Source organism: Gilliamella sp. HK2 (genome assembly GCF_001690265.1).
Lineage (GTDB): Bacteria > Pseudomonadota > Gammaproteobacteria > Enterobacterales > Orbaceae > Gilliamella > Gilliamella apicola_C.
This window is the reverse complement of record NZ_LZGV01000048.1, coordinates 12,972-29,177: the sequence shown is the minus strand read 5'-3', so window position 1 is coordinate 29,177 and position 16,206 is coordinate 12,972. Positions and strand designations below refer to the sequence as shown.

Annotated in this window: 13 protein-coding genes and 1 pseudogene; 7 read left to right on the top strand and 7 right to left on the bottom strand. The window is 35.3% G+C overall.

Features of this window, described 5'->3' with window-relative positions; translation table 11 throughout:
- Nucleotides 1-489: 489 nt before the first annotated feature.
- Together asd and mscM are read left to right on the top strand one after the other, a co-directional pair.
- Nucleotides 490-1,335 (top strand): annotated as a pseudogene (asd, locus tag A9G45_RS04400) (archaetidylserine decarboxylase); the annotation flags it as partial.
- A 7-nt stretch (nt 1,336-1,342) separates the two neighbouring features.
- On the top strand, nt 1,343-3,961 hold the full coding sequence (gene mscM / locus A9G45_RS04395; protein ID WP_065568443.1) for a miniconductance mechanosensitive channel MscM: 2,619 nt from the start codon (nt 1,343-1,345) through the stop codon (nt 3,959-3,961).
- Here the strand turns inward: mscM and A9G45_RS04390 are convergent.
- Nucleotides 3,958-4,488, bottom strand: a complete 531-nt coding sequence (locus tag A9G45_RS04390) for a DedA family protein (RefSeq protein WP_065568444.1) — start codon at nt 4,486-4,488, stop codon at nt 3,958-3,960. The genes mscM and A9G45_RS04390 overlap by 4 nt on opposite strands.
- 183 nt (nt 4,489-4,671) lie before the next feature.
- Between A9G45_RS04390 and fdhD the strand changes: the two genes are divergently transcribed.
- From fdhD to A9G45_RS04365, 5 genes are all read left to right on the top strand, one after another.
- On the top strand, nt 4,672-5,478 hold the full coding sequence (gene fdhD, locus A9G45_RS04385) for a formate dehydrogenase accessory sulfurtransferase FdhD (RefSeq protein ID WP_065568445.1): 807 nt from the start codon (nt 4,672-4,674) through the stop codon (nt 5,476-5,478).
- 284 nt (nt 5,479-5,762) lie between these two features.
- A complete protein-coding gene (locus tag A9G45_RS04380; protein WP_065568446.1) occupies nt 5,763-6,581 on the top strand; it encodes a purine-nucleoside phosphorylase in 819 nt (272 codons plus the stop codon).
- 59 nt (nt 6,582-6,640) lie between these two features.
- Nucleotides 6,641-7,879: a nucleoside permease gene (locus tag A9G45_RS04375; protein WP_065568447.1), complete on the top strand. Its 1,239-nt coding sequence runs from the start codon at nt 6,641-6,643 to the stop codon at nt 7,877-7,879.
- Between the two features lie 182 nt (nt 7,880-8,061).
- Complete coding sequence (locus A9G45_RS04370) at nt 8,062-8,985, top strand: EamA family transporter (protein WP_065568448.1); 924 nt, start codon at nt 8,062-8,064, stop codon at nt 8,983-8,985.
- Nucleotides 8,986-10,079: 1,094 nt separating this feature from the next.
- Nucleotides 10,080-10,553 carry a hypothetical protein gene (locus A9G45_RS04365; protein ID WP_065568449.1) on the top strand — a complete coding sequence of 158 codons (474 nt, stop codon included), beginning with the start codon at nt 10,080-10,082 and terminating at the stop codon, nt 10,551-10,553.
- A 115-nt stretch (nt 10,554-10,668) separates the two neighbouring features.
- Here the strand turns inward: A9G45_RS04365 and amtB are convergent, their stop codons facing one another.
- From amtB to A9G45_RS04335, 6 genes are all read right to left on the bottom strand, one after another.
- On the bottom strand, nt 10,669-11,949 hold the full coding sequence (gene amtB, locus A9G45_RS04360; RefSeq protein WP_065568450.1) for an ammonium transporter AmtB: 1,281 nt from the start codon (nt 11,947-11,949) through the stop codon (nt 10,669-10,671).
- A 21-nt stretch (nt 11,950-11,970) separates the two neighbouring features.
- Nucleotides 11,971-12,309 (bottom strand): P-II family nitrogen regulator, encoded by a 339-nt coding sequence (gene glnK / locus A9G45_RS04355; RefSeq protein ID WP_065568451.1) that lies wholly within the window; start codon nt 12,307-12,309, stop codon nt 11,971-11,973.
- Nucleotides 12,310-12,566: 257 nt separating this feature from the next.
- Nucleotides 12,567-14,054, bottom strand: a complete 1,488-nt coding sequence (gene dgt / locus A9G45_RS04350) for a dGTPase (RefSeq protein ID WP_065568452.1) — start codon at nt 14,052-14,054, stop codon at nt 12,567-12,569.
- Nucleotides 14,055-14,101: 47 nt separating this feature from the next.
- Entirely contained in the window at nt 14,102-15,178 is a 1,077-nt protein-coding gene (purK, locus tag A9G45_RS04345; RefSeq protein WP_065568472.1) for a 5-(carboxyamino)imidazole ribonucleotide synthase, read from the bottom strand.
- Between the two features lies 1 nt (nt 15,179).
- Nucleotides 15,180-15,680 carry a 5-(carboxyamino)imidazole ribonucleotide mutase gene (gene purE / locus A9G45_RS04340; RefSeq protein ID WP_065568453.1) on the bottom strand — a complete coding sequence of 167 codons (501 nt, stop codon included), beginning with the start codon at nt 15,678-15,680 and terminating at the stop codon, nt 15,180-15,182.
- Between the two features lie 167 nt (nt 15,681-15,847).
- On the bottom strand, nt 15,848-16,198 hold the full coding sequence (locus A9G45_RS04335; protein ID WP_065568454.1) for a RidA family protein: 351 nt from the start codon (nt 16,196-16,198) through the stop codon (nt 15,848-15,850).
- Between the last annotated feature and the right edge of the window lie 8 nt (nt 16,199-16,206).

The following is a 16,206-nucleotide window of genomic DNA, read 5'->3' as shown; positions in this document are numbered from 1 at the left end:
TTTTAGCGAGTAGTAGCACATAATCAAATAATATGACTATTTCATTTAAAAATTAAGCACTAAAATACCTATGGATAAAATAATTTTTATTTACCGCCATATTGTGAATTTTGCTTTAAATTCGACAAGAATAACGCCTTAATAAATTTTCATTTTGGCGTTTTAAATAGCCCTCACCACTCATTAATTATGGTGGCAAAATACACATCAATTGTCATCCATCATCAAGTTGAAGTACAGGTTTTCTGCTCAAGTGATGATTCACTCAGTGAATTTTTATTTCATTACTTCCATACCATTTTGTTAAATAAATTTTATCTAACTTAGGTGACTAATGCATACAATGATGAACAATATTGCTTTCTGTGGTGTGCAATGTGTTAAAAATGTAAGTAACTAATATCATATATTATAAGATTCAGTCGTTTTACACTTTATGTGTAAATATTGTTATAATGTTCGCATTTGCGAACTTATTGAGAGTGATATATGTTAAATCAGTTAAAAGCCATTATTCAGTATCTTCTACCTAAACAGTTATTAACCGCTATATTTGGTTGGCTTGCCAAAAAACAGTTGGGAAAGGTCACAACATGGATGATTATGGGCTTTTGTAAACTATATAAAGTAGATTTGAGCGAAGCAAAAATTAGCGATGCAAAAGCGTTTAAAACATTTAATGACTTTTTTGCTCGTGAATTGAATGATGATGCCCGCCCGATTGATACTGGAGATAGCTCAGTTATTATGCCGGCCGATGGTGTCATTAGCCAATTTGGTACTATTCAAGATACCCAAATGTTACAAGCTAAAGGGCATTTTTATTCTTTAGAATCTCTGGTTGCTTGTCATGCTGATATGATTAAGTTTTTTAAAAATGGTTCATATGTAACCACTTATTTATCACCTAAAAATTATCACCGTTTTCATATGCCTTGTGACGGTATTTTGCGTGAGATGATTTATGTGCCTGGTTCACTATTTTCAGTCAATAAAGCAACAACCGAAAGCATTCCAAATATTTTTGCACGTAATGAACGTGTGATTTGTTTATTTGAAACCGAATTTGGGCCAATGGCACAAATTTTAGTGGGAGCAACCATTGTTGGTAGTATAGAAGTGCCATGGGAAGGCATTATTACGCCACCGCGTGAAGGTATTATGAAACGCTGGACTTATGCCGAAGGGATACAATTAACCAAAGGGCAAGATATGGGATGCTTTAAATTAGGCTCAACGGTTATTACGCTCTTTGCATCAAATGCTATTGAGTTTGAAAGCTATCTTAAGGTGGGGGATGTTACTCGTGTGGGTCAAAAATTAGCCAATAGGATATAGCTTTATGTGGATTCGTAGTGTTTTGTGCCTTGCTGTGGCGTTGTTTTCTTCACTCACCTTTGCTGAAGAAACCCTGCCAATCATTAATAATGAAGAAGATCTTTCACAAGTTGTTCACCTGTTGAGTGATAAAAATGATGAGCTCAGACAAAATATGGAGCTACAAAAAACGCATTTAACCAGTATTATTAATGAACAAAACAATATCACTACACAGATTTCACATGTACAAAATACGCTAGCCACGCTTGATGAGCAAGGCGAATGGCTGAGCTTTTCAACAGCGCTTGGCGAAACTTTACGTCAACAATTGTTACGCTTACCCGAAAAACCTAAATCGCAAGCGCTTGATGCCGAAATTGCTGAAGCAAAAGCCCAACAACTTAATTATAGCAATATTTTAACTTCCTTAGATGATTATCCAACTTTAACCAATCCACTTAATAGTGTGAAAGAGGCCACACAATATCGCCGTTTAATTCGAGAACAAACCGAATTACTTAAGACGCTTATTTCTGGTACAGATACCACCATCTTAGAATTAACTAAATTAAAAATTGCAAATAAGCAACTCACTAATGCAATTGACGAAGTGAACGATGCTGCACATCGTTACTTTTTTTGGGTGGCAGATGTCAACCCAATATCGATGAACTATCCAATCAACTTAGCTAAAGATGTGGTTTATGTGATTTTTTCGATCGATACCCTTTCACAACTTTATAATGCGAGCGCAGAAGTGCTTAGTGCACCAAAGCCACTGTTTTTAATTATTTTGTCGTTAATGTTTGTGTTTGCGCATTTTAAGATGCGCGCTAAATATAACATTTTTTTAAATAAATCAGCCAGCCGCGTCGGTAAAGTAACACAAGATAGTTATTCTTTAACGCTAAAAGTGGTTATGTTTTCATTAATTATGGCGTTACCTGTGCCAATTTTGTGGGCAGTATTTGGTTATGCGTTACAGATTAATTGGGATTATCCCGTCGCCTTTGCATTAGGTTATGGAGTGAATGCGGCAGCACCAATTTTATGGGTATTTATTATTTCAGCCCATTTTGCCTCATCGAATGGGCTTTTTATTGCCCACTTTGGTTGGCCTGAACGTAGCGTACGTGCAGCAATGAAATATTATCAACTTTCGATTTGGCTTGTGATTCCATTAGTAATGATAGTCATGAGTTTTGATGAGTACAACAATCGTCAATTTGCTGCTACCATTGGTCGCACGGCGTTTATTTGTCTTTGCTTTGCTTTAGTGTTTATGACTAACGCCATTCATCGTGCAGGGGTTCCTCTTTATATTGATAAAAAAAGCTCTGGTGATAATTTATTAAGTCATATTTTATGGTTTATCTTATTGAGTGCGCCATGGCTTGCCATTATTGCGGCTTGTTTGGGCTACTTATCGACTGCCCAAGTGCTATTGGGGCGTCTTGAAGCATCGGTCATTATTTGGTTTGCGCTGTTAGTTATTTATTTTATGATTCGCCGTTGGATGTGGATCCAAAAACGCCGTATTGAATTTGAGCGCACCAAGCAACGCCGCTTAGAGCGCATGCAACGTGCCAAATCACACGATGAAGATATTAATTCACTTAGCGACAACGTTGATGAACCCGTTATTGATTTAGATGCTATTAGTGCTCAATCTTTACATTTAGTGAGATCAATTATTATGATGATTGCGCTCATTAGTATGATTTTGTTATGGTCAGAACTACATTCAGCTTTTGCCTTTATGAATAATATTAAACTGTGGAAAACAAATGCTATTGTTAACGGCACTGAAATTGAGCAATACATTACTCTTGGAGCGGTATGCATTGCGATTTTAGTCATGACAATTACCGTACAGTTAGTCAAAAATTTGCCTGCTTTGTTAGAGTTAGGCATTTTACAGCATCTAGAGCTAGCTCCTGGAACAGGTTATGCTATTTCTACTGTTTCAAAATATATTATTTTGATGGTAGGTTGCATGATTGCGTTTTCTTTTATTGGTATCGATTGGTCTAAAATTCAATGGCTCATTGCTGCACTCGGTGTTGGGTTAGGTTTTGGTTTACAAGAAATATTTGCCAATTTTATTTCTGGTCTAATTATTTTATTCGAAAAACCAGTACGCATTGGTGATACAGTGACAATTCGTGATTTAACAGGCAACATCACTAAAATAAATACTCGTGCCATTACCATTGTGGATTGGGATCGCAAAGAAATTGTAATGCCTAATAAGGCTTTTATTACGGAACAATTGGTAAACTGGTCGTTATCTGATTCGATAACGCGTATTGTGTTAACCATTCCCGCAACGATTGATGCTGATAGTGATCTGGTTATCAAACTGCTACAACAAGCTTCAAATGAATGTGAATATGTGCTTAACGATCCTGAACCTCAGGTCTTTTTGGTAGATATTCAAGAAGGTATTCAGTTGTTTGAGTTACGTGTTTTTGCTGCCGAAATGGGACACCGCATGATGCTCCGAAGCGCTATACATAAGCTAATACTTGAAGCTTATCGTGAACATCATTTGACATTACCATTCCCACCATTACAAACCAATTTGGAAGCGTTAGGTCGCAAAAGTGGGCGTCGTAGTTATACTGTTGGTACCATTTAGTTAAATAGTGTTTCTAGCCATGGCACACCGAAAGCGCCGGGAGCAAGCAATGCTAATGCCCAGACGGGTGCAGATGCAATATTGGCTAGATTAAATTTAGCAGCTGGCATATGCATTGTGCCAGCGATTAATGGCACAATTGCACGTAATGGCCCAAAAAAGCGCCCAATAAACACTCCTAGCACTCCATAACGCAAAAAGAATTGTTCGGCACGATAAACTAATTTAGGGTGTTTATTGAGAGGCCATGAAGCAATGACTTGTTGATGATAGTGCTTTCCTAACCAATAAGATAAGAAATCCCCTAAAACAGCTCCCACAGTAGCAGCAATTAATACAGGTAAAAATGATATTGCACCGCCACCAATTAAAGCGCCTATCCCCAATAAAACAGCAGTCGCAGGAACCAAAAGCGAGACAATCGCCAATGACTCCCCAAATGCTAATAAAAATATAATCGGTAACGCCCAAATTTGATGATGCTCAATAAATTGCATGGTTGTCAATGTAATTTCGTGTAGGGACATGGGTTAGCTTGTGAACTATCAATTGATTATAATTAGTCATTTTACCATAATATTAGGCGTTTAGAGCTAAGAGCGCTATCTGTTGTATAATTTTACACAGTATTAGCGTTTTTTAAATTCATTAACATTTGAGCTTACACTTATGATAGCTTTAATGATAACCCAATTAATAAGAGATAAATTATGGCAATCGGTATAGAATCAATTCTTGTGCGTAAATTTAAAAATAGTGAATTACAAAATCCACAGCCTGATACACTAGCTATTGAAAAACCAATTGCATTAATTTATAACGGAATTTCTCATGTAGTAATGATGGCAACACCAAAAGATTTACATTATTTTGCAATTGGGTTTTCATTAACTGAGAATATCATTCAATCAGTTAATGATATTTATGGTATTGATGTTGTTAATAGCCCCAAAGGTATAGAAGTGCAGATTGAACTTTCGTCTCGGCGCTTTAGTGAACTAAAGGAGAAACGCCGTAATTTGACAGGGCGCACAGGCTGCGGTATTTGTGGCACTGAGCAAATAGATCAAGTCTACCAAACCATTCCTTCTTTGCCTTTAACAAGCCAGATTAAACTAACTGATTTTAGTGCTACGCTAAACTATTTATCGCAAGTTCAACATGTAGGTGAACAGACTGGTTGCACACATGCGGCCGTGTGGTTAGATTTGAAAGGGCAATTTATAGCAGGTTTTGAAGATATTGGCAGGCATGTGGCATTAGATAAACTGCTTGGATTTAGAGCAATGCAATTGCCTAACAACGCTAACTTTCGACAAGGCGTGGTATTAGTATCAAGCCGTGCTAGCTACGAAATGGTACAAAAAGCGGCTAATTGTGGTGTAGAGATTTTGTTAGCGGTTTCAGCTGCAACCTCAATGGCTGTTGATTTAGCCAAACAGTGTCACTTGACGTTATTAGGATTTTTTAGAGGTGATAAAGGTGTGATCTATTCTGGTGAAGATCGACTAACCTAATAGCGATTTTCGCCTTGATCAATGTTGATCATCAAAATTAATTTTTAATTTAATATATTGAATAATAAAGAGTAAAAAAAACATTCTCTCATTCAATCCAAGATACCGCCATTCTCACCTTTCTTTATTGAGTGAAGATCATCATAATATATACCTCAGAGTTTATTCTGTTTTTTAATTACTTTATAAACTTATTATCCAATTAAGCCAAATAATAGATTGTTATTATTTATTTTATTGTGCCTGTGTTACTTTAGCATTTAACTTTTTGAAAGGATACCATCATGCATCAAACTTCAGATATTCAACAAGCCGTTAACTATATTCAAAAACACACAGATAAAAAACCAACTATTGGGATTATTTTAGGTTCAGGTCTAGGACCTTTTGCCGATACACTTGAAGATGCTGTTCATATTGCTTATGACACAATTCCCCATTTTGCAAAATCTGGCGCTGTTGGCCATGCCAATGAACTAGTTATTGGAAAATGTGGCGACAAAACAGTCGTGGCAATGAAAGGTCGCTTTCACTATTATGAAGGATTTTCGTTAGATCAAGTCACTTTCCCTGTTCGAGTGATGAAAATGTTAGGTGTTGAAAAATTGATTATCACTAATGCATGTGGCGCAGTGAATACTGGCTTTAAACCAGGCGATTTAATGCTGATTACCGACCATATCAATCTAACTGCTAATAATCCACTTATTGGACCTAATAATCCTGATTTAGGCGTGCGCTTTTTAGATGTAAGTGAGCTTTATAACAAACAATTGCGCGCAACAGTAATGGATGTAGCAAACGAACTTAATATTACCTTACGTGAAGGTGTTTACGCTTGGTGGACTGGTCCAACTTATGAAACACCAGCCGAAATTAGAATGATCCGCGTTTTAGGTGCCGATGCGGTTGGTATGTCAACCGTACCAGAAGCCATTATAGCGCATCATTCAGGCATAAAAACCATTGGTATTTCATGCTTAACCAATATGGCTTGTGGCATTTTAGATCAACCGCTAGGGCATGAAGAAGTGATAGAAACAGCAGAACGCGTTAAATCAACCTTTTTACAACTTATTACAAAAACGATTGAACGTTTTTAATCAGTACTTTTTATTTGTGGTTTTCTATAAAAGGTTTTACTTTATTTTAGGAATAAACAATGAACATAAAAAATAGATTAAAAATAATGATGTTTTTCCAATATTTTATTTGGGGAAGTTGGTTGATGACGTTTGGTGCTTGTCTACTAAATACTTTGCACTTTTCAGGTGTTGAAGTATCAATGATTTTTAGCACTAAAGCTTTGGCTGCATTAATTACCCCATTTATTGTTGGTATCATCGCTGATAAGTTTTTGCAAGCCAAATATCTTTATATGTTTTGCCATGCCATTTGTGCAATTGCACTTTTTTATGCTGCATCAATAAACAATGCAACGCTTTTATTTTGGGCGATGTTAGGCAATGCGTTAGCGTATATGCCTACTATTGCTTTATCTAACTCAATTAGTTATCACTGTTTAGATAAAGATAACTTAGATACGGTAGCCACATTCCCTAAAATACGCGTCTTTGGTACAGTAGGTTTTATTATTGCAATGTGGACTGTCAGTTTATGTAAATTAGAGTTGAGCAGTGCTCAACTCTATGTTGCTTGCATTGCTTCTTTAATACTTGCGATTTATAGCTCAACCTTACCCAATATCGAAACGCAAAAAAAACCAAAACAGTCTTGGAGTTCTTATTTAGGGTTAGATGCGTTTGTGTTATTTAAAAACCCAGTAATGGCGGTGTTTTTTCTATTTGCTATGTTGCTTGGTGCAATATTACAAATCACTAATACTTTTGGTGGCGCTTTCTTACATGATTTTGGTAAAATCCAGGAATTTCAAAATAGTTTAATTGTACAATACCCCGCTATCTTATTATCTGTTTCACAAATGGCTGAAGTTGCGTTTATCTTAACTATCCCATTTTTTCTCAAAAAATTTGGTATTAAAAAAGTCATAATGATCAGCATAATTGCTTGGACTCTCAGATTTGGTTTATTTGCATTTGGTGATCCAACACCTTTCGGGTTTGTACTACTTATGCTTTCAATGATCGTTTACGGCTGTGCATTCGACTTTTTTAATATTTCAGGCTCTATTTTTATTGAAAAAGAAGTTAACTCAAATATTCGAGCTAGCGCTCAAGGACTATTTATGACCATGGTCAACGGAATTGGTGCTTATTTTGGCTCGATTTTAAGTGGTGTTGTTGTTGACATGTGTACGCATAATGGTGTTAAGGATTGGCAAACAATTTGGTTAATTTTTGCTTCTTATGCACTTGTGCTAGGTATTGTTTTTTATTATTCATTTAATTATAACTATACTAAAAACAATTCTGTAGAGTAATCCCTTGTTTATGTAGATTAGCGGACTTTAGAATATCACTTATCACTGTTTTGCTACATTTTTTAAATAAATGAGTTAAAAGCCATAGGGGGTTGAATAAAACAAGTCCCCCTAGGGCTTTTATTGTGTTTTTTGTCGATATATTCAACAATGTTATTTTTTTAGTGTTACGAGATTTAATTATGAAAGATAAATTTTTAGGTGGTTTTTTGGTTTTCTTAGGTGCATGTAGTTTTGGTGTGCTTTCTTCAATTGTAAAAACTGCTTATAAAACAGGCTATACACTAGGCGAAGTTACTGGTGTCCAGTGTTTTTTGGGGATGCTAATGTTATGGAGCCTTCACCTTATTGTTAAAACAATCCGCAAGCCCAAAACAACAACGGATAATGCATTATCAAATTCGGCTACTAAAATACCTCAACCAACAAAAAAATGGAAGGTGTTTGCCGTTGGGCTTTTTCCTGGGTTAGTAGGTATTTGTTATTATCAATGCGTGCAATTAGTACCTGCATCAATTGCAATTATTTTATTAATGCAATATTTATGGATTAGTGTCATTATTGATTTTGTTATTTTCAAAAATAAACCCTCTATCACCCAACTAATCACCGTTATTGTGATTATTTTTGGAAGTAGCCTAGCAGCTGGTATTTTTAATCAAGATATTAGTTTAAATTTAGCAGGTTGCTTTTTTGGCTTTCTAGCTGCGCTAATGTATTCGCTCTTTATTAGTTCTAGTAGCAATATTGGTAATGAATTACCTAAACTTGAAAAAAGTGCTTTAATGATTACTGGCGCCTGCTTTATCACCTTTTTAATTTTTCCACCTTTGTTTTTCTTTAAGCTTGATATTAGCGATAAACTATATCAATTAGGATTTTTATTAGCATTACTTGGAACTGTGTTACCTCCTTTTTTATTTTCAATCGGAATACCTAGAATAGGTATTTCTTTGAGTGCGATTCTGTCAGCTGCAGAACTACCTGTTGCAGTGACTTGTTCATTTTTTTATTTGCATGAATCGGTTTATTTTAATCAATGGGTAGGCGTGATTATCATCCTGCTCGCAATTGCTTTGCCGAACTTAAAAAACATAAAAAAGTGAATTAACTCAAAATAACTGGGTAGGCAAATACCCTACCCTTATTATTTATTTTAGTTGTTTTTAGCTCATTTTATTTAAAAATTAATTAATAATCGTTTTTAAAACAATATAAACCCGTATAGTTTATTGTAAGTCATTTTTAACCATTAAATAAAACGCTATTTTAAGCAAAATATTAGTTGCATTTAAAAAACAATCTAGCCCACCTTTAGCTTATTATTAAGCATTGATTAGATACTTAACTGAAGTGTTGAATAACATTTGTATTTATTATTTAGTAAAAAAGTGGTATAATGATTTGACTTCGTCTTGATTAATAAATAGCGAACTAGCTTTATTTGTTAGTATTGCAAAAGCAATGAAGTAATAATGCCCTCGGGTATTGAAAACCTAATTTATCATCACCATATCTATAGTTGTTTTGTCAATTTAGCTAGCTTTGCTAAAATTTAGTCCAAAGATGAATAACTTTATAAGTCACACTATTTTTACGCATTAGCAATCAAACATGTTAAAAATTATTATGATAGATGTGTTAGTTTTACATTGTATTTATGAGGTTTAAAGAAGAACCTTTAACAAAAAAATTATATCTAGCAATATTATTGAACTCTCCAAAACTAAATATGTCTTAATAAGAGTCATGACTATTTAAATAGTTCGTTATTCGACTCTTGAGATGTTTTAGTCAAGTATTAAGTAAAGGCGTTGTGCTATTGGTTGATACCGTCTTCGCCTTTAAAACATGACCTATAAGTAAATAAGGCTATTTAGCCTAGCCTTAGAATATAACAATTGATATTTTGAGTATTAGTATGTTACGAACATGCTTTAGTTATTTTTTCATTTGGAACTGTTTATCTAGCGAAGGCTGTTACCAATAGCCTTTTATTTTTTAAACTTTTTTGCTTTGTAATTCGAACACATTAGTTTGAATATTTCTTGAAGAATTAAAATAACTATTTGAAATATTATTGATCTTTATATTAAAGCGCCATGTTACCCTGAAAGATCTTTACGTAAAATGTAACAATCGCTTTTTGGTATTGAAGGTCTTGTTACCTTTTTCTTTTAATTAAAAAGGAAGTGACAGAATGAAGACATTTAAAAAACCTTTATTTACCTTAGTACATAGTAATGATGCAATACCTGAACATAGAACATTAGCTTATTTAGATCCTACATTAAATTATTATACTGATCATATTGATGAGATTATTGCATTACGTGTTAAGGAACTTAAATTACACCATTCCGAATATAGGGAGTATCATGATAGTAATAGAACTAATAAAGGCGGTTTTTCCTTTATTTTTAATGAAATATTTGAATCAGAGCACCATAAAAAGCAGATTAGTATGCTGAAAGATGAAATTGCTATTACCAAAGAATCTAATAAGGTAAAGGAGTTATTAGATACTCGAATCAAAAAAATCGCTAACGCTTACCCTGAGTTGCAGTTTAATTTTAATGATATGCAAGCTTTACCCGCTAAAGTTAAAGAGTATCTTTTTGCTCCACCTTTAATTTTAACCGATGATAATGCAATTATGCTTTGGGACGATTAAGCTTTGGAATATCACAATAAGTAGAATAGAAAGTAACACACTAAGCACGACCACAACATTATAGCAATAGTAGGAAACAAAAAAGCTCGAAATATGAGCTTTTTTGTGTTTGCAGTTAACTATTAAATGCACTTTCACCATGGCTATTGATGTCAAGCCCTTCTCTTTCATGTTCTTCTGACACACGCAAACCAACGCAAAGATCTGCAATTTTATAAGAAATAAAAGAAATAACCGTGGTCCAAATTACACAAGTTATAATACTCATCAACTGAATAGCAACTTGGCTTACCATAGTAATACCTTGTGTATAACCGACACCGCCTAAGGATTCTGATGCAAATACACCTGTTAATATGCAACCGACGATGCCACATACACCATGTACACCAAATACGTCACAAGTGTCATCAATTTTTAGAATTCGTTTGAGTGTTGATACACCCCAAACACCAGCAAAACCACAAATAAAGCCAATTAACATAGCCCCACCTACCCCGACTAGACCTGCGGCTGGCGTTACCCCTACTAATCCAGCTATCACACCCGATGCTGAACCAAGGCAAGATGGTTTTCCGCGGAAGAACCATTCAGCCAATGTCCATGCTAAAACTGCGGCGGCAGTTGCTGCAACTGTGTTAATAAAAGCTAAACCAGCAATTTCGTCAGCATGTGTTGATGAGCCGGCGTTGAAGCCAAACCATCCAATATAAAGAATGGCTGCACCAAGATAAACATAAGGCAAATTAAACGGTTTTAGTGGTTCACGATTATAACCAATGCGATTTTTGATAAAATAAGCACCAATTATTCCTGCAACCGCTGCATTAATATGTACTACAGTGCCACCGGCAAAATCAAGTGCTCCCTCATCACCTAAGATACCACCACCCCATACCATATGCGCCATAGGAATATATGAAAATGTAAACCATAGCACCATAAAAATGAGTACTGCTGAAAAACGAATCCGTTCAGCAAAAGCGCCCAGAATTAAGCAACAGGTAATGCAAGCAAACGATCCTTGGAATGCGACCCAAATTAATTCATAAATAGCTCCTGATACATTATTAATACTTATACCTATTAATAATGCGTGATTCAAATTTCCATAAAACCAGTTACCCTCTCCAAAAGCAAGTGAATAACCATAAACAATCCATAACACAGAAATTAGCGAAAAAACAACCAATACTTGTGTTAACATCGATAACACATTTTTAGAGCGCAATAAACCACCATAAAATAAAGCAATGCCCGGAATAGACATAAACAGAACTAATGCTGTGCAGATCATCATAAATCCATTATCAGCTTTATCAGCTATGCCAACTTCTCCAGCAAAAGCAGAACTTGAAAATAAAATCGTTAAATATAAAATAGCTTTTTTCAACATAATGATACCCTTAACAATAAATTACAGCGCCGAGTCATCGGTTTCACCAGTGCGTATACGCACTACATGTTCAAGTGCAGTGACAAAAATTTTGCCATCGCCAATTTTGCCAGTATGCGCAGCCTTAGCTACAGTGCTAATAACCTCGTCAAGCTGATCATCGCTAATGGCTAAGTCGATTTTAACTTTAGGTAAAAAATTGACATTATATTCGGCACCACGATATAGCTCTGCATGGCCTTTTTGACGCCCAAAACCTTTAACCTCAGTGACAGTTAATCCTGTAATACCTATATTAGATAACGCTTCTCTAACTTCTTCTAATTTGAAAGGTTTTATAACTACAGTGACTAATTTCATTTAATGCTCCTAATAAATTTGAGATACAAAATGAATAATGCAAAGAACATGCCAGAAATTGATAACTTGAACTAAATTGCGTTATTTAAAAAGAATATGGAAGGTAGTTGAAATAAAGATCTAGGCTTAATCGTTTTTCTCAATGATGAGTAATATAAATAATTACAGTTTATTTGGATACTTTAACTATTAGCCACGCACTAATCTGGTGCCAATGCATATTAGTAGTGCCCAATCATTTAATCAATTGCTACAAGCTAGAATGTGACCATTAACTTGCGATATTCATCATAAGCAAAGTGATCGGTCATACCACTAATATAATCTTGCAATAATCGGCATCGGTAATAAAATTCCATACACACGAAACTTGTTTTATTTGAATTAAGTTCGCTGATTGCTTGTTTATAAGCGACACAATGTTTTGAGGATAATTTATGATATAAGCGTGTCTCAATGGGATAATGTTTGTGATATTGATTGTCAACCAATTTTAAAAAGTCATGAGTTGGCATATTAAGCAATGGACTATAAATATCAAGCAACCCACTAATAATTCGGTATCCTTGAAGTTCAATATTTTCGACCGATTCATGATTGAATACATGTTCAAACCCAACTTTTTTAAAAATATTTAGTAATTTATATTCAGCGCTATGATCTTCAAGTAAAGCATAATTAAATGATCCATGATAGATTGCTTCAATATTTTCAATAACACGTTCCGCTGCATGGGGTACCAGCTTACCGATAGTGTTAACACGTAAATACATAAAGAACTGATCAATACCAATAGCATCAAATCCATTCTGTTTTAAGTTTTCATAAGGTCGATTCACAACGGTATCAAACAGATCGTCTTTTTTAACTGGTCCCCATGCTTCTGCTAGGTATACGTAGAGCTGTTTTACTGTTAGGATTTTCTTTTCAACAGCATCTTCTAGATCTGCAATGCAATATGAGATATCGTCGGCAGCTTCCATAATGTAGGTCAATGGATATCGATGGAATGGTTTAATATCAAGCTGTTTAGATAGCTCTTTTATAAATGGCTCTTCTGATAAATAATAACCTGGCTTTTTCATTAAATAAGAAAATTCAGCCGGCACTTGTTTAGACCAATAGGCCGGTTTGGAATATTTAAGAATTGAGGCAATTTGTGAATAGGTTAAATTAAGACGCAATATTGTATGCACTAATCGAATTGCTTGTGCATTACCTTCAAAATTAGATAGATCTTGGCGGATTTTTGTTTTAAGTTTTTTGATTTCATCGGTATCGTTATCATTTATATCAAGTTCACTATAAGCTGTGGGTTTTCCAAGCCCTAGGCGTAACGTAAACCATTGATTAATAGCAGCCTCACCAAAATGACCAAATGGGGGATTGCCAATATCGTGCATTAAACAGGCCATCTCAACCAGACTTTCGATAGCCATTACGCAATTATCAAATCCATATTTTTCTAGTTGTCTAGATTTGCTTAGTCGATTGACGATTTCTTTAACAATATAGCGACCCACTTGTTGCACTTCCATAGAATGAGTGAGCCGTGTTCTAACCACTGAATTTCGTTCTAGTGGAAAGACTTGCGTTTTTTGTTGTAATCGACGAATGGCAGCGGAATTAATAATACGCTCGCGATCGCTTTCAAAACAACGCACTATTGAGTACTCATCAGACAGTATTTCACGCTGTTTACTGGCGTAACGCTGATAATTAATTTTTTGGTTGAAGTTGACCATGGATCTACCCTTAAATTTAATCGCCTTGATTGGTTTAACTTACTAAATTACAATAATTTTTGTTTTGCCCATTCAATGCTTATTTGATAATCACAAGGCAATAGCAATATTAAAGTGTCTAATGCTTTTAGCAATTTGTCAGGTTGATTATGAGTTAAATTTAAATGCCCTACTTTACGCCCAACTCGGACTTCTTTTTCATACCAATGTAGATGAACTAAATCGATAGATAACCAATTAATATTTAATTCTGTGCCAATTAAATTAACCATAACCGAAGGTGAAAACACATCAGGTTTAGGTAATGGCAGCCCTAATATAGCTCGGAGATGTAGCTCAAATTGGCTTATTGAGGCACCATTTTGCGTCCAATGTCCACTATTATGCACACGTGGTGCAAGTTCATTGATCAGTAAATCATCACCAACAATAAAACACTCCATTGCCATCACACCAATATAATTTAATTTATGCATAATGGCAGATAGCATTTTTTCAGCTTTTGCCTGTAATAATGAATGAGAAGCATTAGGCACTGCAACACTCATTTTTAATATGCCATCTTGATGTAAGTTATGGGTAAGAGGATAAAATACTGTTTCACCTTTTGCGTTACGAGCGCCCACTAATGACATCTCTTCGTCAAATGGAATAGCTTGTTCAACAATAGCGTGCTGATAGAGATCATCTGGCACGTTTATTGGGTTATTAACCGAAATTCGCCATTGCCCTCGCCCATCATAACCACCAGTGCGACGTTTAACAATTAATAGCTCACCCAGTTCGGTAAACAGTTTTTGCCAATCCTGAGATTGATTAAGCAAAAACCATTTGGCGGTAGGTAAACCAAGTTGATCGAGTAGCTGTTTTTGCGTTAAACGATCAGCAATAAGCGGAAAGATATCTCGATTAATAAAATGAGGGTGTTTAGCTAGAATCTGTGTAAATGGTGTATCTGACCAACGTTCTATTTCGGCGGTTATCACTGATTGTTGATATGGAATTGTCGTTGGTTCTTCCTCTAACCCTACAGGGTAGACTTTAATACCTAATGGTTCACCAGCTTGCTTAAGCATTCGTCCTAATTGCCCGTTACCCAGTACACAAACAGATCGAAGTTTCATATTATGCATTCACTCTTGGATCGGGATGATTTAATACATCATCCGTTTGATTTAATCGCCATGTTGATAAACGTTGATAAATAGCTTTATCATGCAAAGCTAAAATTTGCGCAGCAAGTAATGCCGCATTGGCTGCCCCTGATTTACCTATTGCCAATGTGCCAACAGGAATGCCTTTAGGCATTTGCACAATGGAATATAAGCTATCAACGCCACTTAGGGTAGCAGTTTGCACGGGAACACCGAATACAGGAACGAGTGTTTTGGCTGCTAACATGCCAGGTAAATGGGCAGCACCACCAGCACCCGCAATGATCACATCAAAGCCTTTTTGCTTAGCATCTTCGGCAAAGCGAAATAATTTATCAGGAGTACGGTGAGCAGAAACGATTTCAACATGGTAGGGAATAATCAATGTATCAAGAATATCAGCGGCATGTTGCATTGTATTCCAATCACTTTTAGATCCCATAACAATGGCAATTTTAGGTTGAGTGTGCATAGCAAATGTGAGAATAATTAAAATAGAATGTATGCAAAGTATACACTAAAATTTTGTTAATGGGGATCATAATGGCTTTATCACTTAGCAACAAAAAAGCTGCGATTAACGAGGTAAAAAAATGACCTTAGCGGTATCGCCGAATAGTATCGGCGATAATAGAAAAACTAAGCTCTTACTGCTGCCACAATTTTAATTTCTATCAAATATTCTTTTTTCATTAACTCAGCTTGCACTGTACAACGTACTGGTGCACTACCTTTAGCTACCCATTCGTCCCATGCTTTATTCATAGCTGCAAAGTCACTTTTATTAACTAAAAATAATGTTACATCTAATATACGCGTTTTATCACTGTTAGCTCGGGCTAATATTTTGTCAATTTCAGCTAATGCACTTTTGGTTTGCACATAAGCGTCATTTTCAAGATTAGTAGGAACGCTTGTGTAATAAATAACGTTATTATGGATCACAGCTTCAGACCAACGATCATCTGGATCAATTCGAGTTATTGTCATCTTTTTTC